Annotated in this window: 23 protein-coding genes and 1 other RNA gene; 2 read left to right on the top strand and 22 right to left on the bottom strand. The window is 42.6% G+C overall.

The genetic code is table 11. The features are described 5' to 3' along the window. Positions 1–23: 23 nt before the first annotated feature. Both ffs and L1068_RS15605 read right to left on the bottom strand, forming a co-directional pair. Positions 24–120: signal recognition particle sRNA small type (gene ffs / locus L1068_RS15610), an RNA gene on the bottom strand. A 125-nt stretch (positions 121–245) separates the two neighbouring features. Next, positions 246–1097 (bottom strand): DUF3014 domain-containing protein, encoded by an 852-nt coding sequence (locus L1068_RS15605; RefSeq protein ID WP_237130991.1) that lies wholly within the window; start codon positions 1095–1097, stop codon positions 246–248. Positions 1098–1174: 77 nt separating this feature from the next. Here L1068_RS15605 and L1068_RS15600 point away from each other — a divergent pair, with 77 nt between their 5' ends. Then, positions 1175–2332: a patatin-like phospholipase family protein gene (locus tag L1068_RS15600; protein WP_237130990.1), complete on the top strand. Its 1158-nt coding sequence runs from the start codon at positions 1175–1177 to the stop codon at positions 2330–2332. Positions 2333–2348: 16 nt separating this feature from the next. Here the strand turns inward: L1068_RS15600 and L1068_RS15595 are convergent, their stop codons facing one another. Beyond that, positions 2349–4334, bottom strand: a complete 1986-nt coding sequence (locus L1068_RS15595) for a cation:proton antiporter (protein ID WP_237130989.1) — start codon at positions 4332–4334, stop codon at positions 2349–2351. Positions 4335–4515: 181 nt separating this feature from the next. On the opposite strand from L1068_RS15595, the gene L1068_RS15590 reads away from it, so the two are divergent. Beyond that, positions 4516–5409, top strand: coding sequence for a diguanylate cyclase (locus L1068_RS15590; protein ID WP_237130988.1), 894 nt, complete (start codon positions 4516–4518; stop codon positions 5407–5409). A gap of 28 nt (positions 5410–5437) precedes the next feature. Here L1068_RS15590 and L1068_RS15585 read toward each other — a convergent pair whose 3' ends face one another. The 19 genes from L1068_RS15585 to rpsB form a co-directional block, all read right to left on the bottom strand. Next, complete coding sequence (locus tag L1068_RS15585; protein WP_237130987.1) at positions 5438–5773, bottom strand: hypothetical protein; 336 nt, start codon at positions 5771–5773, stop codon at positions 5438–5440. Further along, complete coding sequence (gene tilS / locus L1068_RS15580) at positions 5763–7067, bottom strand: tRNA lysidine(34) synthetase TilS (protein ID WP_237130986.1); 1305 nt, start codon at positions 7065–7067, stop codon at positions 5763–5765. Before tilS ends, L1068_RS15585 begins: the two co-directional genes overlap by 11 nt. A 44-nt stretch (positions 7068–7111) precedes the next feature. Continuing rightward, the gene (gene accA / locus L1068_RS15575) at positions 7112–8068 is read right to left on the bottom strand and encodes an acetyl-CoA carboxylase carboxyl transferase subunit alpha (protein WP_054979858.1); all 957 of its coding nucleotides are present in this window, start codon (positions 8066–8068) and stop codon (positions 7112–7114) included. Positions 8069–8080: 12 nt separating this feature from the next. Beyond that, positions 8081–11572 (bottom strand): DNA polymerase III subunit alpha, encoded by a 3492-nt coding sequence (dnaE, locus tag L1068_RS15570; protein ID WP_237130985.1) that lies wholly within the window; start codon positions 11570–11572, stop codon positions 8081–8083. 31 nt (positions 11573–11603) lie between these two features. Beyond that, positions 11604–12206, bottom strand: coding sequence for a ribonuclease HII (rnhB, locus tag L1068_RS15565; RefSeq protein WP_237130984.1), 603 nt, complete (start codon positions 12204–12206; stop codon positions 11604–11606). Continuing rightward, the gene (gene lpxB, locus L1068_RS15560) at positions 12199–13359 is read right to left on the bottom strand and encodes a lipid-A-disaccharide synthase (protein ID WP_237130983.1); all 1161 of its coding nucleotides are present in this window, start codon (positions 13357–13359) and stop codon (positions 12199–12201) included. The genes rnhB and lpxB overlap by 8 nt, the downstream gene beginning before the upstream one ends. Next, the gene (lpxA, locus tag L1068_RS15555; protein WP_237130982.1) at positions 13359–14129 is read right to left on the bottom strand and encodes an acyl-ACP--UDP-N-acetylglucosamine O-acyltransferase; all 771 of its coding nucleotides are present in this window, start codon (positions 14127–14129) and stop codon (positions 13359–13361) included. Before lpxA ends, lpxB begins: the two co-directional genes overlap by 1 nt. 3 nt (positions 14130–14132) lie before the next feature. Next, positions 14133–14585, bottom strand: coding sequence for a 3-hydroxyacyl-ACP dehydratase FabZ (fabZ, locus tag L1068_RS15550; protein ID WP_010559703.1), 453 nt, complete (start codon positions 14583–14585; stop codon positions 14133–14135). 75 nt (positions 14586–14660) lie between these two features. Beyond that, entirely contained in the window at positions 14661–15680 is a 1020-nt protein-coding gene (gene lpxD, locus L1068_RS15545; protein WP_237130981.1) for a UDP-3-O-(3-hydroxymyristoyl)glucosamine N-acyltransferase, read from the bottom strand. Positions 15681–15688: 8 nt separating this feature from the next. Further along, entirely contained in the window at positions 15689–16210 is a 522-nt protein-coding gene (locus L1068_RS15540) for an OmpH family outer membrane protein (protein WP_010559701.1), read from the bottom strand. 13 nt (positions 16211–16223) lie between these two features. Then, positions 16224–18695, bottom strand: a complete 2472-nt coding sequence (gene bamA, locus L1068_RS15535; protein ID WP_237130980.1) for an outer membrane protein assembly factor BamA — start codon at positions 18693–18695, stop codon at positions 16224–16226. Positions 18696–18713: 18 nt separating this feature from the next. Continuing rightward, positions 18714–20060: a sigma E protease regulator RseP gene (rseP, locus tag L1068_RS15530; RefSeq protein WP_237130979.1), complete on the bottom strand. Its 1347-nt coding sequence runs from the start codon at positions 20058–20060 to the stop codon at positions 18714–18716. Continuing rightward, positions 20060–21265 (bottom strand): 1-deoxy-D-xylulose-5-phosphate reductoisomerase, encoded by a 1206-nt coding sequence (ispC, locus tag L1068_RS15525; RefSeq protein WP_237130978.1) that lies wholly within the window; start codon positions 21263–21265, stop codon positions 20060–20062. The genes rseP and ispC overlap by 1 nt, the downstream gene beginning before the upstream one ends. Beyond that, on the bottom strand, positions 21265–22131 hold the full coding sequence (locus L1068_RS15520; protein ID WP_237130977.1) for a phosphatidate cytidylyltransferase: 867 nt from the start codon (positions 22129–22131) through the stop codon (positions 21265–21267). Before L1068_RS15520 ends, ispC begins: the two co-directional genes overlap by 1 nt. 20 nt (positions 22132–22151) lie before the next feature. Further along, positions 22152–22913 carry a polyprenyl diphosphate synthase gene (gene uppS, locus L1068_RS15515; protein ID WP_237130976.1) on the bottom strand — a complete coding sequence of 254 codons (762 nt, stop codon included), beginning with the start codon at positions 22911–22913 and terminating at the stop codon, positions 22152–22154. 111 nt (positions 22914–23024) lie between these two features. Next, positions 23025–23582 carry a ribosome recycling factor gene (gene frr, locus L1068_RS15510; RefSeq protein WP_100913747.1) on the bottom strand — a complete coding sequence of 186 codons (558 nt, stop codon included), beginning with the start codon at positions 23580–23582 and terminating at the stop codon, positions 23025–23027. Between the two features lie 22 nt (positions 23583–23604). After that, positions 23605–24342, bottom strand: coding sequence for a UMP kinase (gene pyrH, locus L1068_RS15505; protein WP_010559694.1), 738 nt, complete (start codon positions 24340–24342; stop codon positions 23605–23607). Between the two features lie 119 nt (positions 24343–24461). Continuing rightward, positions 24462–25313 carry a translation elongation factor Ts gene (gene tsf / locus L1068_RS15500; protein WP_237130975.1) on the bottom strand — a complete coding sequence of 284 codons (852 nt, stop codon included), beginning with the start codon at positions 25311–25313 and terminating at the stop codon, positions 24462–24464. 111 nt (positions 25314–25424) lie between these two features. Further along, positions 25425–26153 (bottom strand): 30S ribosomal protein S2, encoded by a 729-nt coding sequence (gene rpsB, locus L1068_RS15495; protein ID WP_038642257.1) that lies wholly within the window; start codon positions 26151–26153, stop codon positions 25425–25427. Positions 26154–26184: the final 31 nt, after the last annotated feature.

Below are 26184 nucleotides of genomic sequence, written 5' to 3'. Positions count from 1 at the left end.
AAATTAATGAAGTTGGGTGGCAATCTTACCAGCCACATCCCGGCACATAAGTCACACGCTGTGGCTGCTCCCTTCCGGGCCTGACCAGATTCACGCGCTATTATTGCGGGAGGACCAATAAGATCACCATAATAACTCAGTTAAACAAAGGGTTTTGCTCAACTGCGCGCAGGGATTATCACTATTTTTCGGATGAAGTTCAAGCAAAACTTTGTGTATGCTAATCAACTGCGCAACAATTAACCTTAAAGCTGTTTTAACAAACGCGATAACTTGGTTTTCACCTGTGCCATATTATCTGGACCTAAACGCAGTAGCTGTTTTTGTGCATCAGATAAGGCTTCATACTCAGGTACCGCATATTTATATGTTACAGACTGACTTGTAAGCGGCGTATCTAGTGGAACAGCTGGAGTATCAAGTAAATGCTGAATCGCCAGTGCAAGGCGCTGTTCAAATTCATAATCCGATAAACCAATCTCGTCATAAGCATCTTGGATCAGCGGCTTGTACTCATCAATTAATGCGATAATTTGTTTTTCCGAAAGCTTAGTAAATAAGCTGACATACGGATCGTAGCGCTCAAAACTCTCTGGATTTACGGTAATAATTGCACCGTCGTTTACGCTAAATGCTTGTTTTGGCGCAACAAACACTTGATGCTTTTTAGCAAGCTTACCGTCCGCTAAGTTTTCGGTGTAAACCACCGCGCGGCGAATTAAATCATCGCTAACAACAAGTTTTAACAAGTTTACTGATACAACATCTGCTAGCGACTCTCGTACAACTGAATCGCTATCATCAAGCGAAGGTAACACACGTGTCACTTCTGGCGTTACTGGCTCTTCAACTTCAGGCTCTTTAGTCACAACCACTTGCTCAACAACTGGTTCAATTACAGGGTCGTTGGTCACAACTTGTGTTTCTTGCTCTGTCTCTACAGGCTCAGTGGGTTGTGGCAAGTCAATTACTTGCCGTTCACCCGGCTCTACTGGTTTGTCGTCTTTCATTAATTGCATGGCTGCTACCGCAATCACGATTGCTACCAGAGTGAGTCCGACAATGTAAGGTAATTTATTTTGAGAATTCGTTGTCATATTTTTCACTGTTCAAATATTTATTTTAGATCTAAAGTGCTCTAAATTAACAATAAAGGGAGAATACAAAGTATCTGATGAATAGTAGCGGGAATAGTTCAAAACATAAAACAAAAATTGCATTACTACTTACAGGTGGTGGCGCACGAGCGGCTTATCAAGTAGGCATTTTAAAAGCGATTGCGAAAAACCTGCCACGTAATCAAGTAACACCATTTTCCATCATAAATGGTACATCTGCCGGCGCAATTAATGCGACAGCGCTCGGTTGTTACGCTTCGTGCTATCAGCTAGCCGTTAAAAAGTTAGAACATGTGTGGAAAAATTTTCGCACCGAGCAGGTTTATCACACCAACTTTTCATCGGTATTTGGTCATATTTTTATTAATATGTTACGTAGTTTTCAGTCGGATTATGAAAACCACCCACCCGCGAGCTTGCTCAATAACCAACCACTACGAGAATTATTGCGCTCAGTACTCGATTTAAAACGCATCGACAATAATATTCGAAACGACTATTTAGAAGCACTATCGATTACCGCTTCGAGTTATTCGAGCGGTGATTCCGTCGCGTTTTTCCAAGCTAAACATACCAACTCTTGGCGCAGAGCTAAAAGGCGTGGTGAAAAAACCACAATTAATATTGAACATTTAATGGCATCCAGTGCCATTCCAATGGTTTTCCCGAGCACCAAAATTCGTCAAGGCTACTTTGGCGATGGCTCGGTGCACCAACATGCGCCGCTGAGCCCTGCAATTCATTTAGGCGCGGAAAAAGTCTTTGTAATTGGTGTTGAGCAACCTATCGATAATAAATATTTTGGTTTTCAGCCACACTACCCCGGTATTTCAACGATTGCCGGCCATTTGCTTGATACCATTTTCTCCGATACCTTACGTGCAGACATTGAACGGCTAGAACGTATTAACCGCACGTTGTCCCTTATTCCTGCGCGCGATAAACATAAAGAACTTAAGCGCATCGCGCACTTTGTGATAAACCCCTCGCAAAACTTTAATGCCATTGCAACGCAGTACTACGACACTATGCCTGTGCCAATAAAAATGCTACTGCGCAGTATTGGTGTAAAAAAGCATTCAGAATCGTCACTGGTGAGTTATTTACTCTTTGAAAAGGAATACACCCAGCATTTGATTGATATTGGCTACCAAGATGGTTTGGCACAATTAGATGAAATAATGGCGTTTTTAGAGTTCACCAATATGCAGTAAGTTTACTATAAACGGGCTAGCGCCCTTCTAGTATAAAACGCTCAGCACGTTCAACACGGCGCGGTTTGCCGCGCACAATTAAAATATCCTGCGCTTTTAATACAGTATCACTTGGCGGAAAACTTAATTCATTACCATCACGACGAAGTCCAGTTACATCGACTCGCCGTTTAGTTAAGTTTAAATCACCTAAAGATAATCCTCGTGCATAGGCATCTTCGGTAATCGCGATTGCATGCAAAAATTCAAGGTGATCAGAGGAATCGGGTGATAATGGCGTACTATCACCTGGGAAATAACCGTGCAGTAAGCCATAGCGATTGCTACGCTCTGCTTGCACACGCCTTAAAATACGGCGCATGGGCACCCCGGTTAAAAACAGTACATGTGATACCAACATAAGGCTGGCCTCTAGTTTTTCCGGCACCACTTCTGTAACGCCTTTATCTTTAAGCTCTGATAAATACCTATCATCGCGCATGCGCACTAAAATTTTAACCTTGGGCGCAAGCTGCTTAATACTGTTAATAATTGCAAATGCACTGTCTTTATCGGCGAAGGTAATAATCACTAAGCGGCTTTTTGCAATATTGGCACCTTTTAGCACCTCTTTTTGCTTTGCCTGACCAAAATAGATGTTTTCTCCAGCGGCCTGCGCCTCTTTAACGCGCACTGTATCACTATCAATCGCAACAAACGGTATAGCTTCCGTTTTTAAAAAACGCGCGATAATTTGCCCTACACGGCCATAGCCACAAATCACAACATGTTGACTAAACTCGTCGAACTGGGCATCACCGTTGTCATAACTTTGACTATTTTTTGTCAGTAAATTAGGGGCAACTTTGTTGAGAATTTTATACGACAGCAAAGCACCGTTATCCACCAAATAAGGCGTTATCGCCATACTTAATACACCAACCGACAACAGCAAGGATGCATTCGCCGAATTTAACAAAGCGTATTTTAATGCGAGTGATATTAAGACAAAGCTAAATTCCCCCATTTGGCATAACATAAGTGCACTTGCCAACGCATTTTCATGGTTTTCGCCTGCCATTTTCGTCACAAAATACGTAATCGCCACTTTCAGTGTCAGCAAGCCAAATAACCCAAGTGCAATCCATTGCAAGTTAGTCACAACAAAAGCCATATCAAGCTGCATGCCGATAGTGATAAAGAATAACCCCATTAAAATATCTCTAAATGGGCGGATATCAGCTTCTAGTTGATGCTTATATTCACTTTCGCCTAACATCATGCCTGCTAGAAAAGCGCCTAGCGCCATGGATAAGCCAAAAGCAGACGTTAACGCTGCAGCAATAAGTGCAACCAATATGGTGGTCAACACAAATAACTCATCACTGCGCGTTTGCGCTATTTCACTAAAAACTCTCGGTAGTACCCATTTACCAACGGCCATCAATAGCGCAATAACCACACCGCCTTTTGCCAACGCCGTTAAAATGGTGGTCCAAAACGACTCTGAGCCATTTGCCAAAAGCGGTAATGCGATTAGTAAAGGCACTACAGCGATATCTTGAAACAGCAAAACGCCAATTGCCAGCTGACCAGGCCTTGAGCGCAATAATGGCGAACCACTGACTTGTTTTACCACAATAGCAGTTGACGACAAGGCAACTAAACTACCAATGCTAAACGCCGCTATCATCGAAATTCCAAATACCCACAATAGCACCATAACCACTAAGGTAGTTATTACGACTTGCATTACGCCAACGCCAAAAACAATGTGGCGCATAGCCAGTAAACGAGGAATTGAAAACTCTAACCCTAAGCTAAACAGCAAAAAAACGATGCCAAGTTCGGCAATAAAGTGCATTTGTTCACTTTGTTCAAGCCACGCAAAGCCGTCTTTACCGGCAAGGATGCCCACCGCTAAATAAGCCAAAATGGGTGGCAAATTAAAGCGTTTAAACAGCCAAATCAGAACCACAGCGGCAATCAATATATAGAAGTAAACACCAAACGTATGCTGCAAACATCACCTCTGCTATCGTAATAAGCGTTATGTCGAAAAAATGACGAATTCATTAGAAGCGAATCTCTCTAATCAATTAAATATAGCAAGTGTCTGTTTTTCTGCCACTTAATAAAAATGGCTTAGATTTTGCTTAAATATCCATGTACTTAATATTTTGCGGTAGTATGAGGGTAGTTAAGTGGAAAACGTACATGTTTTAACGCGTCAAACAGACAGCAACGGCGATTATTTGCCGTATGGCCAGATCTATTCTGAACAGAATGACATAAGCCATACCCATGCGTTAGTAACGCAACTTCAAAAAACACTTGAGCTTACAAAATTATTAAACATCTTTTCGGTTGAAGCATCACGCGTAGTGCAATTTGCAGGCCTACAATTTCATAGTACCGAAGGGGTAATTGAAATGACTGGCAGTAAAATTGAAGGTGAAAACCACGCCTTTGATCTGATGGCTGATGGCGAACGTCTTGGCCAGCTTATTTACTTTTGCCAAAATCTACCACAATACGCAAAGCAGAAATTAGCAAGATTACATACCGCACTTGTCTACCCTCTGCGCAATGCACTGTTGTTTTCACGCGTGAAAAAACTGGCTACCAAAGATGCATTAACCGGGCTAAATAACCGCAGCATGTTTGATGATTGTCTATATCGCAAACTTGAGCGAAGCCGCCGTCATCACCGCAGCTTTGGCTTAATGTTGTTAGATTTAGATAACTTTAAGCAAGTAAACGATCAACATGGGCACCAAGTGGGCGATCAAGTATTGATCGATTTTGCCAATATTCTGACAGACTGCGTAAGAGGCACCGACACCGTATTTAGATTTGGTGGTGATGAATTTGCCATTTTAATTGATGACGACAACTTTGACGTAAGTCATATCTTAGCTAATCGCATTAAAAAACGCGTGCACAGTCACCAACTACTGAAAACCCATTCAGTAACCACCAGCATTGGTTTTTCATTAAGTAAGGCAAAAGATATTCCTAACAGTATTTTTGAACGCGCAGATAGAGCGCTTTACGCAGCAAAAAAAGACGGACGGGATTGTTGCAAAACTAACTAATGCGTGGCCAGAAAGAAAAAAGGAAGCATTAGCTTCCTTTTTTTAGACGATAACCGGTAAGCAGTAAACACAAACCAACAAAAAAAGCCCCGAGCACATTGGCTATTTCCAAAAAACTGGTAATTGGCGTCACGATAATACAAATAAGTGGACACATTACCGCTAATAAAAAGAAACTTCCGCCTTTTCCTAACCAATAGCACAGCAGCAACGCAGCAGTAATCGCACCAAAAATAGCGCCATAGAGCACCACAGTGAGATTAAACGAAAAAATAAGGCTAACCGCCAACACCACTGCAAATACAATTAAGCCGATATAAGCTTGCCCGATAAGTGAAAAACCAACTGCTTGACTAGTTTTCATTTGCTTCCTTTTGTTGCCAACATAGGCCATTTTCGGCGTATGCATGTTTTGATATGCCCAAGCCAATCACTTGAACAAGTTGATTATTATAGTAAATTCCTGCAACCAATGAGCGTTGCCAAGGTGGTATACCAGCCTCTTTTAGCCATGTGCTAACCGATTTGGTGCAGTTTCGGTGTTGTAAGGTAAACTTTTCAGCGCCAATATCAAAACGCAAATTAACGTGTTCATCCATAAATGGCGCACGCACACCTTGAGCTCTTTTTTCTGCACTAAACTCTTGGTTACCGATAATCACAGAGCTTAGCCCAATGTTATCCTGGTTTTCAGGCGCCGCCTGAGGTAACACGATAAACAAAGTATCTTGGTAGCGTTTAATCGCAAAACGACGACATTCAATGCTCACTTGCGCATCTATTTTCGCGTTAAATGCTTGCTGGTAAACTTGGTCTAGCACTTTTTGAGATGGCGAAACTAGGTTATTTTGCTGTAGCCAGTAGCGTATTAAATTATCAATGCGCGCGCGAGAAAAACCAATTACCTCAGTGAGCAGGAAACGCTGATGAAAAACACACTTTTCCGCATCATCAGCAATGTATTCATCCAGTAATTGTTGCTGAGATTGCAGTAAATTCACGACACGAGCGACGGTATTGCTAAAGCCCTTAAAGCGTACATTTAGTTCAGGAAGGATTTTATTGCGTAAGAAATTTCGGTCAAAACGGTCATCGTGATTTGATTCATCATTGATATGCGAAAGTTGATGAACCTTTGCGTACTCAACGATTTCTTTACGCATAATACCTAATAACGGGCGAAATACAGGTAACCCACTTTCAATGTGGGTGCGTTGCTTCATCGCACCTAAACCCAGCAGCCCTGCTCCGCGTTTTAAACGAATAAAAAACGTTTCGACTTGGTCGTCAAGGTGCTGTCCAAGTAATAATTCTGAATCGCTATGCAAGTGCGCTTTTAGTGCGTTGTAACGTACCGTGCGCGCCACCGCCTCTAAGCTTTCACGACTAGCTTTTTTCACGCTTACTCGGTACGCCTTAAACGGGATTTGCCATTTTTGACATAAATCGGCACAAAACGCCTGCCACATATCGGCATTATCACTTAACCCATGATTGACATGCACAGCGTCGATTTCAGTGTGTGTGAACTCATCGCGAAAGCGCTTCGCTAAATGTAATAATACAACTGAGTCAACACCGCCTGAAAGCGCAACTGTAAAGCGCGTTTTTTCGGTGTTGTTAACCTCATATTTAAAAGTGGAATAAATATCTTTCATAAAAAAAAAAGCCGCAAAATGCGGCTTTTTCCAAAATCTTTTAATTAGCAGTAACCAAAAGACATTAAACGCTCATAGCGCTGCTCTAACATTTCTTCCAATGATAAAGCTTTCAAATCACCTAAGTCACGTTTAATTTGTGCTTTAAGCGATTTCGCCATTGCATCATAATTGCGATGTGCTCCGCCTAGTGGCTCTTCAACAATCGAGTTAATTAAGTCTAAGCTCTTAACACGATCGGCGCTTACACCCATAGCTTCTGCAGCAAGCGGGGCTTTCTCTGCGCTTTTCCAAAGAATTGACGCACAACCTTCCGGTGAAATTACTGAGTATGTGCTGTACTGAAGCATATTAACACGATCACCCACGCCAATTGCTAATGCACCACCTGAACCACCTTCACCAATTACCGTACATATCACCGGCACTTTTAGGCCTGCCATCACTTTAAGGTTTTTCGCAATCGCTTCACTTTGACCACGTTCTTCAGCACCAACACCCGGGTATGCTCCTGGCGTGTCGATAAACGTGATGATTGGCATATTAAAACGCTCAGCCATTTCCATTAAACGTAACGCTTTACGGTAGCCTTCTGGCTTTGGCATACCAAAGTTACGCTTAATTTTCTCTGCTGTATCGCGGCCTTTTTGTTGACCGATAACCATTACTGGTTCGCCATCTAAACGCGCAATACCGCCTACAATAGCCGGATCGTTAGCAAATGCACGGTCGCCTGCTAATTCGTCGAATTCGGTAAAAATACGCTCGATATAATCTTTGGTATACGGACGTAACGGGTGACGAGCAAGCTGTGAAACCTGCCATGGACCGAGATCAGAGAAAATTTTATTGGTCAGCTCTACGCTCTTATCTTTAAGGCGTGAAACTTCTTCTTCTAGACTCAGGTCCAGTTCACCACCGCGACCTACGTTTTTAAGTTCTTCAATTTTTGCTTCCAACTCTGCAATTGGAAGTTCAAAATCAAGATAATTGAGACTCATGCTCTAAACTACCTAATTAAATTCTAGTTCAATATTCTGTGCTACTAAGCGTGAGAGATTAGCAAGTAACTCGTCACTGGGTGTAACACACCACTGTGTTCCTAATGAAAGCTCAGTTGTTGCATCTGGGCGTTCATATTGAATTCTTATTGGGCAAGTACCAAATTTATACGGGGTGATGGTATGCTCTAATCGAGACAAGAAGTTATCACTCACTTCCTGCATTTTCACCGTCATTTTTATGTTTTTAACCCGCTTTTCTCGAACAGATTCAATACTTGCAACTTCGCGAGCGGTCATTGTAATACCACCCGAGAAGTTATCAAAGCTGACCACACCAGATATCACCAAGATATTGTTCATTTGCAGCAGTTCTTGGTAAGTTTCGAACTGTTCAGGAAATAAACGAATATCAATTCGGGCACTTTTATCATCCAGTGTCAGTAGCCCCCAACGCTTTCCTTTTTTATTAATTAAGGTGCGTGCATTAATCACTAAACCTGCCGCTGTAGACGTTACATCACGTTCCGTCGGTTGTAAATCGACAAGTCGACCCGACACATAATTTTTAAGTTCTGCACGATATTGATTAATTGGGTGACCGGTCAAGTAAAGCCCCAGTGTTTCGCGTTCACCTTCTAACCATTCGTTGTCGGTAAATTTAGGTGCTTGCACAAATGCTGCGGCAACTTCTTCGGGCTCAGTAGCTAGCAAACCAAACAAATCGCTTTGGCCTAGTGCTTCTGCTTTATTGTGTTGATCGGCCGATTTAAGCGCATCAGGTAAGCTGGCTATTAAAACAGAGCGTGCACTTTGTGTTTGCTCCGGACCCAATTTATCCATCGCGCCGGACATAATTAGCTTTTCAATCACACGTTTATTTAAACGCTTAATATCGACGCGCGCACAGAAATCGAATAAATCTTTAAATGGGCCGCCAGCTTCTCGCGCTTCTAAAATTGCGTCTACTGGGCCTTCACCTACACCTTTAATCGCCCCAATACCGTAAACAATTTCGCCTTGATTATTTACCGTAAATTTATATAGACCCGAGTTCACATCAGGCGGTAATAATGTGAGTTTCATATTCTCACATTCATCAACAAGGGTAACAATCTTATCGGTGTTATCCATATCGGCTGACATAACTGCCGCCATAAACTCTGCTGGATAATGGGTTTTCATCCACAGCGTTTGATAAGATACCAGTGCGTATGCTGCCGAGTGCGATTTGTTAAAGCCGTAACCTGCGAATTTTTCTACGAGGTCGAAGATCTTCATTGCAAGTTCGCCGTCTACGCCATTTTGCTTTGCGCCATCCTCAAAGGTTGAACGCTGCTTGGCCATTTCTTCAGGCTTTTTCTTACCCATGGCACGACGCAGTAAGTCAGCGCCACCAAGGCTATACCCTGCCAGTACCTGAGCAATCTGCATTACCTGTTCTTGGTATAGAATAATGCCGTAGGTTGGCTCTAAGATAGGTTGCAAGCTTTCGTGCTGATATTGTGCATCGGGGTAAGATACTTCTTCTCGACCGTGCTTACGGTCGATAAAGTTATCTACCATGCCTGATTGCAACGGACCTGGGCGGAAAAGTGCAACCAGTGCGATCATGTCTTCAAAGCAGTCAGGCTTTAAACGACGGATAAGGTCTTTCATACCGCGAGATTCAAGCTGGAATACTGCTGTTGTTTCTGCGCGCAGTAATAATTCAAAGCTCGGTGGATCATTTAGCGGAATAGCAGCGATATCGATATGTTCTTTTTGCTCGCGCGTTAAGCGCTCATTGGCCATATCAATAGCCCACTGCAAAATGGTTAAAGTACGTAACCCTAAAAAGTCGAACTTAACCAGACCCGCTGTTTCTACATCATTTTTATCAAATTGGGTAACCGGGAATTTACCTTCATCATCACAGTAAAGTGCGGCGAAGTCGGTAATGGTTGTCGGAGAAATAACAACACCACCGGCGTGTTTACCTGCATTACGTGTACAGCCTTCTAAAATACGGCACATATCGATAAGTTCTTTTACTTCATCGTCTGTGTCGTAGGCTTCTGGTAAACGCGGTTCAACATCAAAGGCTTTTGCCAATGTCATGCCCGGATCGCCCGGTACTAATTTTGAAATACGGTCAACAAAACCATAAGGGTGACCAAGCACACGGCCTACATCGCGTATTACCGCTTTTGCCGCCATCGTACCAAAAGTAATGATCTGCGATACCGCATCACGGCCATAGAGTTTAGCAACGTGGTCGATTACTTCATCGCGTCGGTCCATACAGAAATCGACGTCGAAATCGGGCATGGATACACGTTCTGGATTCAAGAAACGTTCGAAAAGTAAGTCAAATTGCAGTGGATCAAGATCGGTGATCTTGAGCGCATAAGCAACTAATGAACCAGCACCCGAACCACGGCCTGGACCCACAGGAATAATGTTATCTTTACTCCACTGGATGAATTCCATTACGATCAAGAAGTAACCTGGGAAACCCATTTGGTTAATTACGTCAAGTTCAATTCTTAAGCGGTCATCATATTCGACGCGTTTGACTTTGCGATCTTCTTCATCAGGGAATAAGAACTGCAAACGTTCTTCCAGACCATCTTCCGATACTTTTACTAAGAAGTCTTCAATCGACAAAGAGCCCGTTGGGTAATCCGGTAAGAAGTAAGTGCCAAGTTGAATGGTAACATTACAACGTTTGGCAATTTCTACCGAGTTTTCCAGTGCTTCTGGAATATCCGAGAACAACCCACACATTTGCTCTTCGGTTTTTAAATATTGCTGCTCTGAAAAGCGTTTTGGACGGCGTTTATCGTCAAGGGTAAAACCATCGTGGATAGCAACGCGAATTTCATGGGCTTCAAAGTCTTCTTTATTGAGAAACACAACTTCGTTGGTGGCAACAACCGGCAAACCTGAGTATTGGGCATACGCCACCGCACTATGCAAATAATCTTCTTCTTGCTCACGTTCGGTTCGCGTTAGCTCAATATAGTAATGATCTTTAAAGTGTTCTAAATAAAAGTTACCAATGGATTTGGTTAAATCATTATTGCCTTTTAATAAGGCTTTACCTAAATCACCGTCTTTAGCGCCTGAGAGTAATATAAGGCCTTCTTTATGCTCAATAAGCCACTCTCTATCAACCATAGGACGTTGCATAAGGTGGCCGCGTTGATAGCCTTTGGAAATAAGCAGTGTAAGGTTCTTATAGCCCGCATTATTTTTAGCAAGTACGACCAAACGACAAGGCTCATCGGGAAATTCAGGACTGTGTAACCACAGATCAGCGCCAACAATGGGTTTAATACCAGCACCATGCGCAGCACCGTAAAAGCGCACTAAACCGCACAAGTTCATTTGATCAGTAATGGCAAATGCAGGCATATTCAGCTCTGCAATTTTACCGACGATAGGCTTAGTTTTTGCTAAGCCGTCCACCATTGAATAATCACTGTGAACACGTAAGTGTATAAATTTAGGGTCTTGCATTATCTGCCTAACTTGATTGACCAAGCATTAATTAGCAATTGTTGGTCTGTTCTATTATTGTTTTTACGGGCTTAAAGCTTTGTCTATGATGCGGCGTAACACCGTGAAGTGCAAGTGCTTCTAAATGCGCTTTGGTTGGGTAACCTTTATGACCGGCAAAGCCATAATTTGGGTACTCAGTATCGAGAGCTTTCATTTCGTTATCACGGGTCACTTTGGCAAGGATTGATGCCGCGCTAATTTCGGCAACTAAGCTATCACCTTTAACAACGGCTTGTGCAGGTACAGTGATATCGGGTAAACGATTGCCATCAATAAAGACAAACTCGGCAGGAATATTAAGCCCTTCCACCGCGCGCTTCATCGCAAGCATGGTAGCATGCAAAATATTAAGCTCGTCAATTTCTGCTACGCTGGCGCGGGCAATATTAAAGCACAGCGCCTTTTCAATAATTTCTTCGTAAAGTGCCAAACGTTTTTTTTCGGTTAGCTTTTTTGAATCGGCGAGACCCGAGATTGGCTTTGATGGATCTAAAATAACCGCAGCGGTTACCACATCGCCCACAAGCGGACCACGCCCTACTTCATCAACACCTGCAATAAGTTGCGTATTTGGACGAATAATCTCAGTCATGTTTGTTCTCTATTACATTACTTACAGCGAGCGCCGCTTGTTTACTGGCGTCGAGCCTTAATGACTTATGCATTTCATAAAACGTTTGTTTTAATGCTGATTGATCTTCTTCTAGCAATGGTTTTAAGGTTGCAGCCAAGTTTTCAGGGGTTAAATCATTTTGTAATAACTCAGGCACCAACTGCTTGCCCGCCAATAAATTAGGCAGTGAAAAGTGCTCAATGTTAAATTTAAATAAGCGTGTCACTAAGTGATATGTCAGGGCTTTAAGCTTGTAGCCAACCACCATTGGGCGTTTAAGCAACATGCATTCAAGTGCTGCCGTACCCGACGCCAATAACACCGCATCAGCAGCGGTCATTACTTCACGCGACTTGCCATCAACAAGGGTAAATATATCTGCCGCATTGAGCTTTGTTGCGACAGCTAAAAACTCCTCTTTGCGTTTTTCATTAACTAAAGGCACCAACACTTTTAACTTTGGTATCTCTGCTTTAAGTAACAACACCGCTTGAATATAGGGTTCACTTAACAACGTGACTTCGGAACCTCGGCTGCCCGGCAGCACTGCCAAGACTTTATCTGTAGCTGACAAATCAAACAGTGCTCTACTAGCAGTTTGTTCATCTTCGAGCGGCAACTCATCCGCCAAAGTATGGCCGACAAACGCACATGGAATATTGTGCTTATCGTAAAACGCTTTTTCAAATGGTAATAATGCAAGCACTAAATTAGTGGCCTCTGCTACTTTAAAAACACGTTTTTCACGCCATGCCCATACCGATGGGCTGACATAATGCACGGTTTTAATACCAGCAGCCTTTAACGGCTTTTCAACGCGCAAGTTAAAGTCGGGAGCATCAATGCCAATAAAAATATCCGGCGGATTATCGATAAAACGCTGTACAATTTGCTTTTTAATGCTGAGTAGACGAAATAACTTAGGCAGTACTTCAAAAACGCCCATCACGGCGAGTTCTTCCATTTGAAAATGGGTTTTGAATCCTTCAGCCAGCATACGCGGACCGCCAATTCCCTCAAATGTGGCATTTGGGTAATGTTGTTTTAGTGCTTTAATTAAACCTGCACCTAAAATATCGCCGGAGTGTTCCCCGGCGATAAGTGCAATTCGAAGTGGCTCATTCGAGATCATTAACGAATTAACCCTCGATTTGAGCTTTTGGCAAAATCAATCATGTTTTGCACTGCTTTAAACTGCTCGGCTTCTTTTTCCATTTCAACAAGTGCCGCATCCAGTTTATTACCTTTGCGGTATAACTGCTTGTATGCGCGACGTAATGCCATAATTTCGTCTGACTCAAAGCCTCGACGTTTTAGACCTTCAGTGTTGATTGCCACAGGACGTGCTGGTGTGCCGATAGTTGTTACAAACGGCGGTACATCTTGGTTAACACCAGAATACATACCAATAAACGCATGTGAACCGATATGACAAAACTGATGAATACCTGAGTTGCCGGCCAAAATTACCCAGTCACCGATATGTACGTGACCAGCGGCACTTGCGTTATTAGCGAAAATACAGTTATTGCCTATCACGCAGTCATGGGCAACGTGTGTATACGCCATAAATAAGTTATTTGAGCCAATCTTGGTGATGCCTTCATCCTGAATGGTACCACGGTGGATTGTAGCACATTCGCGGATCACGTTGTTGTCACCAATGATCAGCTTGGTTGGTTCATCCTTGTACTTTTTGTCTTGGCACGCTTCACCCACTGAAGCGAACTGGAAAATATGATTACCAGACCCAATTGTTGACGGCCCTTTTATCACTACGTGTGATTCGATGATACAATCATCACCAATCACCACGTCGTTACCGATGTAGCTGTAAGGACCAACTTTTACGTTGTTGCCAAGTTGAGCGCCCGGCTCAATAATTGCAGTAGGATGGATCACGTATTATAACTCTCTTCTTGCACACATTAACTCAGCTGAACACACTACTTTGCCGTCAACTCTCGCTTCACCGTAGAACTTCCACATGTTGCGGCGTTCTTTTAAGAATTCAACGTGTAAGTGCATTGTGTCACCTGGTAACACAGGTTGTTTAAAGCGTGCGTTATCAATGGCTGCAAATAAATATAGCTCATTGTCGCCACGGTTTTCCGTTGTTTTAAAACCTAATAAACCTGTTGCTTGTGCTAATGCTTCTAAAATCATTACGCCAGGGAAAATTGGCTGCTCAGGGAAGTGGCCTGTGAAAATTGGCTCATTTGCTGTGACATTTTTAATCGCGTGAAGCGTTTTGCCCGGCTCAAAGTCAACGACTTTATCAACCAATAACATTGGGTAACGATGCGGTAATAGCTTTAGGATTTCTTGAATATCAAAGCTGTTTAGTTGTTCTGCCAAAATGTGTTTCCTTAACCTAACTAATCTCTTCGCGCCCGTATTTATACTGCGCGATAATTTAGCACGTGACGAAGACTACTCGTCACGCTCCGGCAATGATTTTTCCACTGCCTTTAATCGCTTATTAATTGCTGAAAGCTGTCGTAACTGTGCCATATTACGACGCCAGTCTTTATTCTCACTGTGCGGTACACCCGAAGAATAAACACCCGGTTTGTCAATGCCACTGATTACCATTGACATACCCGTTAAAACAACACCATCGGCAATTTCAATATGTCCTGCGATACCTGACAAGCCACCAATTTGGCAGTACTTGCCAATGGTCGTACTGCCTGCAATAACGCTACATCCAGCAATCGCGGTGCCTTCTTTAACCACGACATTATGCGCGATTTGTACTTGGTTATCGATAATCACGTTGCGCTCGATGATAGTATCATCAATAGCGCCACGGTCGATGGTTGTACTTGCGCCAATTTCAACATTATCGCCAATAACAACAGTACCAAGCTGCGGGATTTTCACCCACTGACCTTTCTCATTGGCGTAGCCAAATCCATCGGCACCGATTACGGTATTAGCATGAACTAAACACGAATTACCAATTTCAACTTGATGATAAATCGTTACATTAGCCCAAATTTTCGTATTGGTCCCTATTTTAGCACCCTTACCAATAAAGCTACCAGCACCAATTGAACTGCCAGCAGCGATTTCAACCCCTTCTTCAACCACCACATTAGCGCCAATCGATACCGATTTATCAAGCTTTGCCGTTAGGTCAATGATTGCCGAGGGGTGAACATTAGTCGCAGGTTCTGGCGTGGTATCCATCGCTTGCGCTAACAGCGCGTAGGCTAAGTACGGATTCGCAACAATAATTTTATTACCAGTAAAATAATCTGCATCTTGCGGTGACAAAATCACCGCTCCTGCTTGAGTACTGGCAAGTTTGCTGCGGTACTTTTTGTTAGCGAGAAAACCAATCTCGTTGCCGGTCGCATTTTCTAGGGTTGCTATACGAGAAATGCTGAGCGAGTCGTCACCGACCAGCTCAGCATTTAAAATCTCAGCGATTTGCTGTAATTTCATAAGCTTTATTATTTAGCCTTTGCTACACGCTCTGCTACTTTAGAGGTGATGTTATCCACTGATTTTTCGTTGAAGTAAAGAAGTGAACCCGCTGGTTTTACTTCGTCATACTTACCTGCTTTACCTTCTGCAGCGATAGCATCAAAAATCACAGTCTCTAGCTTTTTAGTTTCCTGTGCTTGACGCATTTGCATTTCTTGCTGAAGTGGCTGACCTTGCTCTTGCAATGCTTTTTGTAGCTCTTGAATCTTCTTTTGGCTTGCTTCTTTTTGCGCTTTGCTCATTGTTGCGTTTTCACGCTGATATTTTTCAACTTCAAAACGAATATCGCCTTGTAGCTTTTCAAGTGCTTGTCTGCGCTCGCGGAACTCTTCTTCTAGCGTTGCTTTAATCGCAGACGCCTGCGGAGAACCACTAAATACTTGTTGTACATTTACAACAGCAACTTTGTGAGCGAATGAACTTGCAGAAGCACCCATTAGAAAAGTAGCTAACAAAGTCATGGCGGTTGTTTTAATCATTTTATTCACGAATTTATTCCTTTTAGAATGTGTTACTAATGTTGAAGCTGATGCCTTTAGTCTTATCATCATCTTCTTTTTTCAGTGGGTAGGCAAAACTAATTACCATAGGGCCCATAGGCGAAATCCACTGGATAGATAAACCTGCTGATGCACGGAAACGACTTGGGTCTGAATAATCTTCAAGTAACGCACGTTGATCTGTCGTTAAGTTAGAGTAACGATCAATATCGAACTCTGTATCCCAAACGTTGGCTGCATCAACAAATAAGCTGGTACGTACCGAACTGCTGTTTTCGTCATCAAGAAACGGCGTAGGTACAATCATTTCAAGACCGGCCACGGCTTTTACGTTACCACCAATACGCCCTTGGGGTCTTATATTATTGAACTTTGGATCACCGAAAATATTGCTTTGCAAGCCGTCAGGGCTTGGCGTACCAGGAATTCTATCAGGCGAAACTACGATCGCTCTTGGTAAAATCGTATTACGCTCAAAGCCGCGTAAATCCATTTCAGAAATACGGAAGAATTCCTGCACTGGTAAAATCTGATCATAACCATTGGTAGTACCGTAACCATTACCGTAACCAAATCCAGCTTTCGCTGAAAACGCCCACTTGTGGTTAGTGCTTAGTGGCCAGTAGAAACGCGAGTCATAGTTGATCTTAAAGTAGTTAAGATCTGAATTAGGCGTCGTTGCTTTAAACGTTAAGCTTTGTTTAGAACCTGCCGTTGGGAACATACCGCGGTTAAGCGTTACACGTGACCACCCCGCGCTTAACTCAAATTTCAAAAACTCAAAAGGAGCATCTGGGTTTTCAGAGTCCTTAAAGGTCTCGCGCATCACATATGTTTGTTCGTACTCTGATAGTTCCGATAAAGTTTCTTTAGAAACCGTCGCACCAAAGTTAAGTCGGTTGTTGGCATTTACCGGAATACCGATATTTGAACCAATACCATAACGTTTACTCTTATAGTTGATTAGGCTGTATTTACTTGCATCAAAGTTTGAGAAGAAAATTGAGTTACCTAAACTGATACCGTCTTTCGTAAAATACGGGTCGGTATGTGACAAGCTTACGTTTTGAGAACCTTTCGCCGTACTTACGTTAAAGGCAACTTGGTCACCCGTGCCTAAGAAGTTCGACTCGCTTACACCGATATTAAATTGCAACTTGTTGTATGAGCCGTATGCAAGACCTGCGTTAAAGCTACCAGCTGATTGCTCTTTAACAGTAAAATCAACATCAACTTGGTCATCTTTACCCGGTACCGGCGATACATCAAACTCAACGTTTTCCATGTACATTAAGCGCTGTACTTGTAATTTAGAGCGCTCAAGCGTGTTATTTGATAGCCACGCACCTTCTAACTGGGTAATTTCACGACGAATTACTTCATCCGACGTAATTTCATTACCACCGATGTTAATACGACGCACATAAATACGCTTACCTGGATCCACTGATAACGTTAATTTTACTTCTTTATTTTCTTCGTCAATATCAGGAATAGTACGTACTTCAGCATTGGCATAACCAAAACGTGCAAGGTAGTTTTTGATAAACTCTTCCGATGCAGTAACCACGGAGCCGTTGTATAGTTTGCCCGTTTTAAGTGGAATAACCGCACGAATTAACTCTTCACGGCCGAGCAAGTCACCCATAAAGTCGAATTCTTTAACAGTAAACTGCTCACCTTCGGTAACGTTTACTGTAACGTATACTGATTCTTTATCAGGGCTTACTGAAACTTGCGTTGAATCAATATTGAATTTCAAATAGCCGCGGTCTAAGTAGTAACTACGTACTTTCTCTAAGTCGCCTTGTACCGTTTGCTTTTGGTATCTGTCATTTGACATAAACATATACCAAGGCAAATCTTGACGCGATTCAGCCAATGCGAGAAGTTCTTCGTCAGAAAATAACTCGTTACCTACGATGTTAATTTGACGAATCGACGCAGCATCGCCTTCTTTAAATTCAAGCTTTAGCTTTACACGGTTACGTGGCAAGCGTGACACTGATACTTCAATCTCAGCGTTGTATTTACCAATACCGTGGAAAAACTCAACAAGACCTTTTTCAAGGCCGTCTACAACAACCATATCAAGTGGTTCACCTTTACGGATCCCCTGTTGCTCTAAACTGTCGTTAAGCTGCTCATCTTTAATATCTTTGTTGCCTTCGAACTCGATAATGCTGATGGTTGGTCTTTCGGTTACTTGAAAGATAACCGCATCACCATCACGTACCACTTTGATGTTGTCAAAGTGGCCTGAGCCGTAAAGCGCTTTGATTGTTTTTGAAATTGTGTAACTGTCGAGGTTATCACCAATGTTAATTGGAATATGCGTTAATGCTGCACCTAGTGCAACACGCTGCAATCCTTCAACTCTTAAATCTTCTACAATAAAGGAGTCTTGTTGGCCGAGAGCAGTAAAACTCGCTCCCAATAAACTTATTACAGCCAATTGTTTTCTTATAGCCATGTTATTATTTGATTTCCTTTATAACCGCGTAAAATCGTTAAACAGCGCAAGGCAAGTTAACAATATAAGGATTAGCGCACCAATCCTAAAACCTAATTCTTGTGTCTTTTCAGAGACTGGCTTTTTTCGGATAAGTTCAATGATGTAATACATTAAATGACCGCCATCTAAAATTGGTAGCGGCAACAAATTGAAAAAACCAATACTTACACTAACAAATACTAAGAACTCCAATAACGGCATAATACCACTACTGGTACTGGCTCCAGCGCCAATTGCCACTCCCACTGGACCACTTAGATTCGCAACAGAGACTTGTCCTGTTATCAAATTAACTACTGTTGCAAAACTGACATTGATTAGTTGAATTGTTTTATCAACACCCAAAACAATGGCATCAAATACACCGTATTGTTGTGTTGAAATCATCCACGATGGCCAATTTTCAACAAAGGGTATCACACCTAAGTAGCCTTGATTAAGCCCTTGCTCACTTTTTTTGCTACCTGGAGTAACCTCAATATTTAGCTTGTCATTGCCGCGGCTTATAGTAAGCAATAATGGTGTATTTGGCGAGCGCTGAATTCGAGTGACAAATGCATGCCACGATGGCATTGCTTCACCATTAACTAAATGAATTTCATCATCGACTTGAAGCCCAGAAAATTCAGCAGGACTGCCTTTTTGCACATGACCAAGGCGCATAGTCTCTGCAGGTCTGAATGGTTTAATACCAATATCAACAATGGGGTTTCCGTCGTCTTTTAACTGCCAATTAGATAAATCGAGATACGTTTGTTGGTAACCTAAATCATCGTCTTTTACACTAACGCGTACTTGCTGTTCGCCAATATTTTCCATCAAAACCAATAAGGTTTCACGCCAGCCATATACGTCTTTGTCGTTTATCGCGGTAATCTGTTGTCCTGCTTGCAACCTTGCTTGCTCTGCTAAGCTGCCAGGCACCACCTCGCCAATCACTGGCAGAAGTGAGCGCACACCAACCATAAACATAATGGCAGATACAATAATGGCGAAAATAAAATTCGCCATTGGTCCTGCCGCAACCACCGCAATGCGTTGGTAAACTGATTTGTTATTGAACGCTAAATGACGTTCATCGCTGGCAACCTCTTCAACACGTTCATCGAGCATTTTCACGTAACCCCCTAATGGGATCGCAGCTACAACGTATTCGGTGCCGAGTTTGTCGTGCCATTTAAACAAAGGTTTGCCAAAACCAATTGAAAAACGCAGCACTTTAACACCACAGCGTCTTGCCACCCAAAAGTGACCATATTCATGAACGACAACAATAATGCCGATGACTAATATAAAAGACAGTAAGTTCCACAAAAATTCCATTAACAACTCCCTGCAATTATATTCGTTGCATAATGACGCGCTTCGCTATCAAGCTGCAAAATAACATCTAGGTCATTAATTTTTAGCTGTTTATGACTCTTTGCGATTTTATCGAGTACCTGAGCATTGATTTTATAAATGTCTAAAAAGCTGATTTTCTTTGCCAGAAATGCGGCCACAGACACTTCATTCGCAGCATTGATTGTGGTTGTTGCGTACTGCCCTTCTGAACAAGCATCTATTGCCAGCTTTAAATTTGGGTAACGCTCAAAGTCTGGTGCGTTAAAACTAAAATCAAGCATATTAGTGAAATCCAGTGGTTCAACACCAGCTTCAATGCGCTTTGGAAACGCTAAAGCGTGTGCGATTGGCGTACGCATATCAGGATTGCCCATTTGTGCCAATACCGAACCATCGGTGTATTGCACCATTGAGTGGATAATACTTTGTGGATGGATAATTACTTGAATATCACTTGGCTCAGCGTTAAATAGCCACTTTGCTTCAATAAACTCTAAGCCCTTATTCATCATTGTGGCTGAATCAACTGATATTTTCTGACCCATATCCCAATTTGGATGGGCGACAGCTTCATCAACTGAAACATTGGCAAAGGTGCTTAAATCGCGCGTTCTAAATGGGCCGCCTGAGCCAGTTAACAAAATTTTGCTGACACCATGCTGCTTTATATTTGCGCTGTAACAATGCTCTTGCACACCTGCTGGCATCGCCTGAAAAATCGCATTGTGTTCACTATCAATAGGCAATAACGTCGCGCCTGATTGCTTAACTGCATTAATAAAAAGCTCACCTGACATGACAAGTGACTCTTTATTTGCTAGTAACACGCGCTTACCGGCGTTAATCGCTGCAAGTGTTGGCAATAGCCCCGCTGCGCCAACAATAGCAGCCATTACCGCATCAACGTTATCGTCACTGGCCACATCAGCTGCCGCTTGTTGACCACTCAGCACTTTGGTTGAAATTCCCAAACGCGTAATTTCAGCCTCAAGTTGCTTTGCTGCATCAGGGCATTGCATTACAGCGTATTGTGGTAAAAACTGCGTGCATTGCTTTGCCATTAAGCGCCAATTTCGACCAGCAACCAGCGCAAACACCTGATAAGCATCTACGTTTCTTGCGATGACGTCTAAGGTGCTAGTGCCAATCGAACCTGTAGAGCCAAGAACGGTAATACGTTGCATTACACCACCAAGGTCCACGCATAAAATGCAGCGAAAAGCGGTGCCGCAGCAGTCAAACTATCTATCCGATCTAAAATACCGCCGTGGCCAGGCAAACATGAGCCGCTGTCTTTCAAACCAACTTCACGCTTGAACATGCTTTCTAATAAGTCACCTACTGCCGAGAACAGGGCAACAACAGCGGCCATTGCAGCGTAAATAAACCATTTATCGCTTGGCACCTTAGTAAAATAGCAAAATGCTAAAACAAAAATCGCAGAACAAATAAGACCGCCAACTAGCCCCTCAATGGTTTTATTTGGGCTAACTAATGGCATTAATTTATGTTTGCCAAGATTTTTACCTGAGAAGTAAGCGCCAATATCAGCACTCCACACAATACCCAGTACAACCATAATCAGAACTGAGCCTTGTGTCGCGTTTGTTGCATATTCGCTGCTGCGAAGCACATTAAGCGCTAACCACATAGGTAACAAGGTAAGTAAACCTGCAATTGCGCGCATCATTAAACCTGCGTGCCATGCTTTTGCGGTTCTAGGATAGGTCCATACCAGTGCGCAGGCAACAAGCCACCATGCAACAGCAAGCGTAAACACATAATTAGCCGAGCCTACAAGTTGGCCATTTTGCCATAAGCTTTCAATCGGCCAGTACATGTTTGCAATAAATAGAATAACTGCCATGCCAGCAACATAGCTGATGCGAGAAGCGAACTTTTTAAGCCCCATAAATGCCGACCACTCCCACGCTGAGAGCAATACAATCAATCCGGCAATTAAGCTAAACAATTCAAGTGGTGTAAAAAAAACTAGTGCAAGTGCAGCTGGCGCTAGCACTAAAGAAGTCAGTATGCGTTTTATTAACAAATCAAATTACCCTATAAAAATCACGATTGAGCGAGTAGTTCTTTTATTTGTTCGCCAGTACAACCAAAGCGACGCTCTCGTGAAACATAACACGCAATTGCATCTGCAAATGCCTGTTCATTAAAATCTGGCCAAAGTGTATCAGTAAAATAAAGTTCAGCGTAAGCAGCTTGCCATAATAAAAAGTTGCTTATGCGTAAGTCGCCTCCTGTGCGAATTAACAAATCAAGTGGCGCTTGTTCTTGCATACTAATGTACTGTGACAGTTTAGTTTCATCAATATCATCAGCGGCTATTTCACCATTCTCAACCTGTTTTGCCAGTTGTTTCGCAGCATTTGCTATGTCCCATTGTCCGCCATAGTTAGCTGCGATATTAAGTGTTAAGCCAGTGTTATTCATGGTCATTTTCTCTGCTTTTGCTACGCTTTTTTGTAGCTTCTCAGAGAAACGACTAATATCACCAATTACTTTCAACTTGACGTTATTTTTATCGAGTTTTTTTACTTCGTTGGTCAACACAAACATGAAAAGCTCCATTAAGGTGCTGACTTCTTGTTCCGGACGTCGCCAGTTTTCACTGCTAAATGCAAAAAGCGTTAATGATTCGATATTTAGTTGGCGACAAAACTTTACCGCACCACGCACCGATTCGACGCCCTTTTTATGACCAAACACACGAGGCTTACCCTTAGCTTGTGCCCAACGCCCATTGCCATCCATAATAATAGCAACATGACGCGGTAAGCTTTGTTGGGTAATAGCATCCTTAGTGATTGTCATTAAGTGTCGTTTCCTAAAGTAAAAAGCGCCGTCTAGTATACCCTAGACAGCGCTTTAAAACTAATAATTTAGTTGTTCAATGATTGAGCGCAAAAGCGCTCAAAAATTGATTTAGATTTCCATTAATTCCGCTTCTTTAGCAGCTAAAATAGCATCCATTTCTTTGATGTATTTATCTGTTAGCTTCTGAACTTCGTCATCACTTTGACGCGCTTCATCTTCTGAAATTTCTTTATCTTTAAGGAGTGCTTTTACGTCTGAGTTAGCATCACGGCGAATGTTACGAATTGCAACGCGACCGCCTTCAACTTCACCACGTACGATCTTAATAAGATCTTTACGACGCTCTTCTGTAAGCGGTGGTAATGGTACGCGAATAACCGTACCTGCAGACATAGGGTTTAAACCTAAATCTGACGCCATAATTGCTTTTTCAACTGCTTGCGTAAGTGTTTTATCAAACACAGTGATAGCAAGTGTACGGTTGTCTTCAATTGTTACGTTACCCACTTGGTTAAGTGGTGTATCAGCACCGTAGTAAGATACTTGAATACCATCTAAAAGGCTTGGGTGTGCGCGGCCTGTGCGAATTTTTGATAATTGTGAGCCAAGCGCGTCAACACTTTTTTGCATACGTTCTGCAGCATGCTGTTGGATTTCTTTAATCACGTTAATCTTCCTAACTAATAGCTTATTCTGCTGATTTATGTGTAATCAGCGTACCTTCATCTTCACCAAGGATAACACGTTTTAACGCGCCTGGTTTATTCATGTTAAATACACTGATTGGCATATTATGGTCACGAGCTAGGGTAAATGCCGCTAGGTCCATCACCTTTAATTCTTTTTCGATTACTTCGTTGTAAGTCAATGTTGGGTAAAGCGTTGCTTCAGGATTTTTCACCGGATCATCGCTGTATACGCCGTCAACTTTAGTTGCTTTTAATACTGTGTCAGCTTCAATTTCAATACCGCGTAAACACGCAGCAGAATCTGTAGTGAAGAATGGGTTACCGGTACCCGCAGAGAAAATAACAACACGACCGGTTTTTAGTAAGCTAATTGCTTCAGCCCAGTTATACGCGTCACATACACCGTTAAGCGGAATCGCAGACATTAAACGTGCATTTACATAGGCACGGTGCAGTGCATCACGCATCGCAAGGCCATTCATCACTGTTGCAAGCATACCCATGTGGTCACCAACAACACGGTTCATACCGTTTTCAGCAAGTGTACCGCCACGCAGGAAGTTACCGCCACCGATTACTACACCTACCTCAACGCCTAACTCTACAAGTTCTTTTATTTCTTGTGCCATACGGTCAAGAATTGATGGGTCGATACCAAAGCCTTCTTGGCCCATTAAAGCTTCACCGCTTAATTTAAGTAAAACTCGTCTAAAAACTGGCTTACGATTTGTGTTCATAGTAATCCTGGCTGAAAAAGTTGCAAAAAATAACCGCGCTAATGATAGCGCGGTTATTCTAAATAATTTTATCTCTTAGCGCAAAAGCAAAAGCTATTTTGCTAAGTGAAAAAAGTCGATTACTCGCCTTTAGCTGCTGCGATTTGTGCAGCTACTTCAGCAGCGAAGTCTTCTTCTTTCTTCTCGATACCTTCACCTACTTCTAGGCGAGTGAAACCAGAGATAGTCGCGCCTTTCTCTTTAAGGAATTCGCCAACTGTTTTCTTAGGCTCCATGATGAATGCTTGACCAGTAAGAGAGATCTCACCAGTGAACTTCTTCATACGACCAACAACCATCTTCTCAGCGATTTCTGCTGGCTTACCTTCGTTCATTGCGATTTCAACTTGAACCGCTTTTTCTTTCTCTACAACCTCAGCAGGTACGTCTTCTGGGTTTAGGAACTCAGGCTTAGAAGCAGCAACGTGCATAGCAACGTGCTTAAGTGTTTCTTCGTCAGCTTCACCAGTTACAACAACACCGATACGGTCGCCGTGACGGTATGCAGCAGCTTTGTCACCATCGATGTACTCAACGCGACGAACGTTAATGTTTTCACCGATTTTAGCAACTAGAGCAACACGTGTTTCTTCGAATTGTGCTTTAAGTGTTTCGATGTCAGTTTTTGCTTCAGCAGCAGCATCAAGAACAGTGTTAGCAAAACCTAGGAAGTTTTCATCTTTAGCAACGAAGTCAGTTTGACAGTTAACTTCTAGAAGTGCAGTGAAACCAGCAGCTTGCTTGATAAGGATTGTACCTTCTGCAGCGATGTTACCCGCTTTTTTAGCAGCTTTAGCAGCACCGCTCTTACGCATGTTCTCGATCGCTAGATCGATGTCACCGTTAGTTTCAGTTAGTGCTTTTTTACAATCCATCATGCCAGCGCCAGTGCGCTCGCGTAATTCTTTAACTAGGGCAGCAGTTACAGCCATTAGTATGTCCTCAAATCCAAAATCTATTTAAAATAAGCGGGAGCAAGCTCCCCCTAATCATCAGAATACCAAGCTTTCTATGATCGTTTCATGAAAGCTTGGTAAGCGCTATTACTCAGCTTCTACGAAGTCGTCTTTTTCAGCTTGAACAGCGATGTTGCTTTCACGGCCTTCAACAGCCACGTCAGCTACAGCGTTAGTGTAAAGCTGGATAGCACGGATAGCATCGTCGTTACCAGGGATGATGAAATCAACACCATCTGGGTTTGAGTTAGTATCAACAACAGATACTACTGGGATGCCTAGGTTGTTTGCTTCTTTAATAGCAATGTGCTCGTGATCAGCGTCGATAACGAAGATAGCGTCTGGAAGACCGCCCATGTTCTTGATACCGCCAAGGCTCTTTTCAAGCTTTTCCATTTCACGAGTAAGCATTAACGCTTCTTTCTTAGTTAATTTCTCGAAAGTACCGTCTTGGCTTTGAGTTTCAAGGTCTTTAAGACGCTTGATTGACTGACGAACTGTTTTCCAGTTAGTTAGCATACCACCTAACCAACGGTGGTTTACGTAGAACTGGTCAGAACGTAGTGCAGCTTCTTTAACTGCTTCGCTTGCAGCGCGCTTAGTACCAACGAAAAGGATTTTACCTTTGTTTGATGCTACGCCTTTAAGGAAAGACATTGCTTCGTTGAATAAAGGTACAGTTTTCTCTAAGTTGATGATATGTACTTTGTTACGTGCACCAAAGATGAACGGCTTCATCTTAGGGTTCCAGTAACGTGCTTGGTGACCGAAGTGTACGCCAGCTTGTAGCATATCGCGCATAGAAACGTTTGCCATTTTAATATTCCTCTGTAATTTTGGGTTAGGC

It is taken from the genome of Pseudoalteromonas sp. MMG024 (assembly GCF_021654175.1).
Classification (GTDB): domain Bacteria; phylum Pseudomonadota; class Gammaproteobacteria; order Enterobacterales; family Alteromonadaceae; genus Pseudoalteromonas.
Note: the sequence above shows the minus strand (reverse complement) of the source record. Positions and strands in the feature narration are given on the sequence as shown.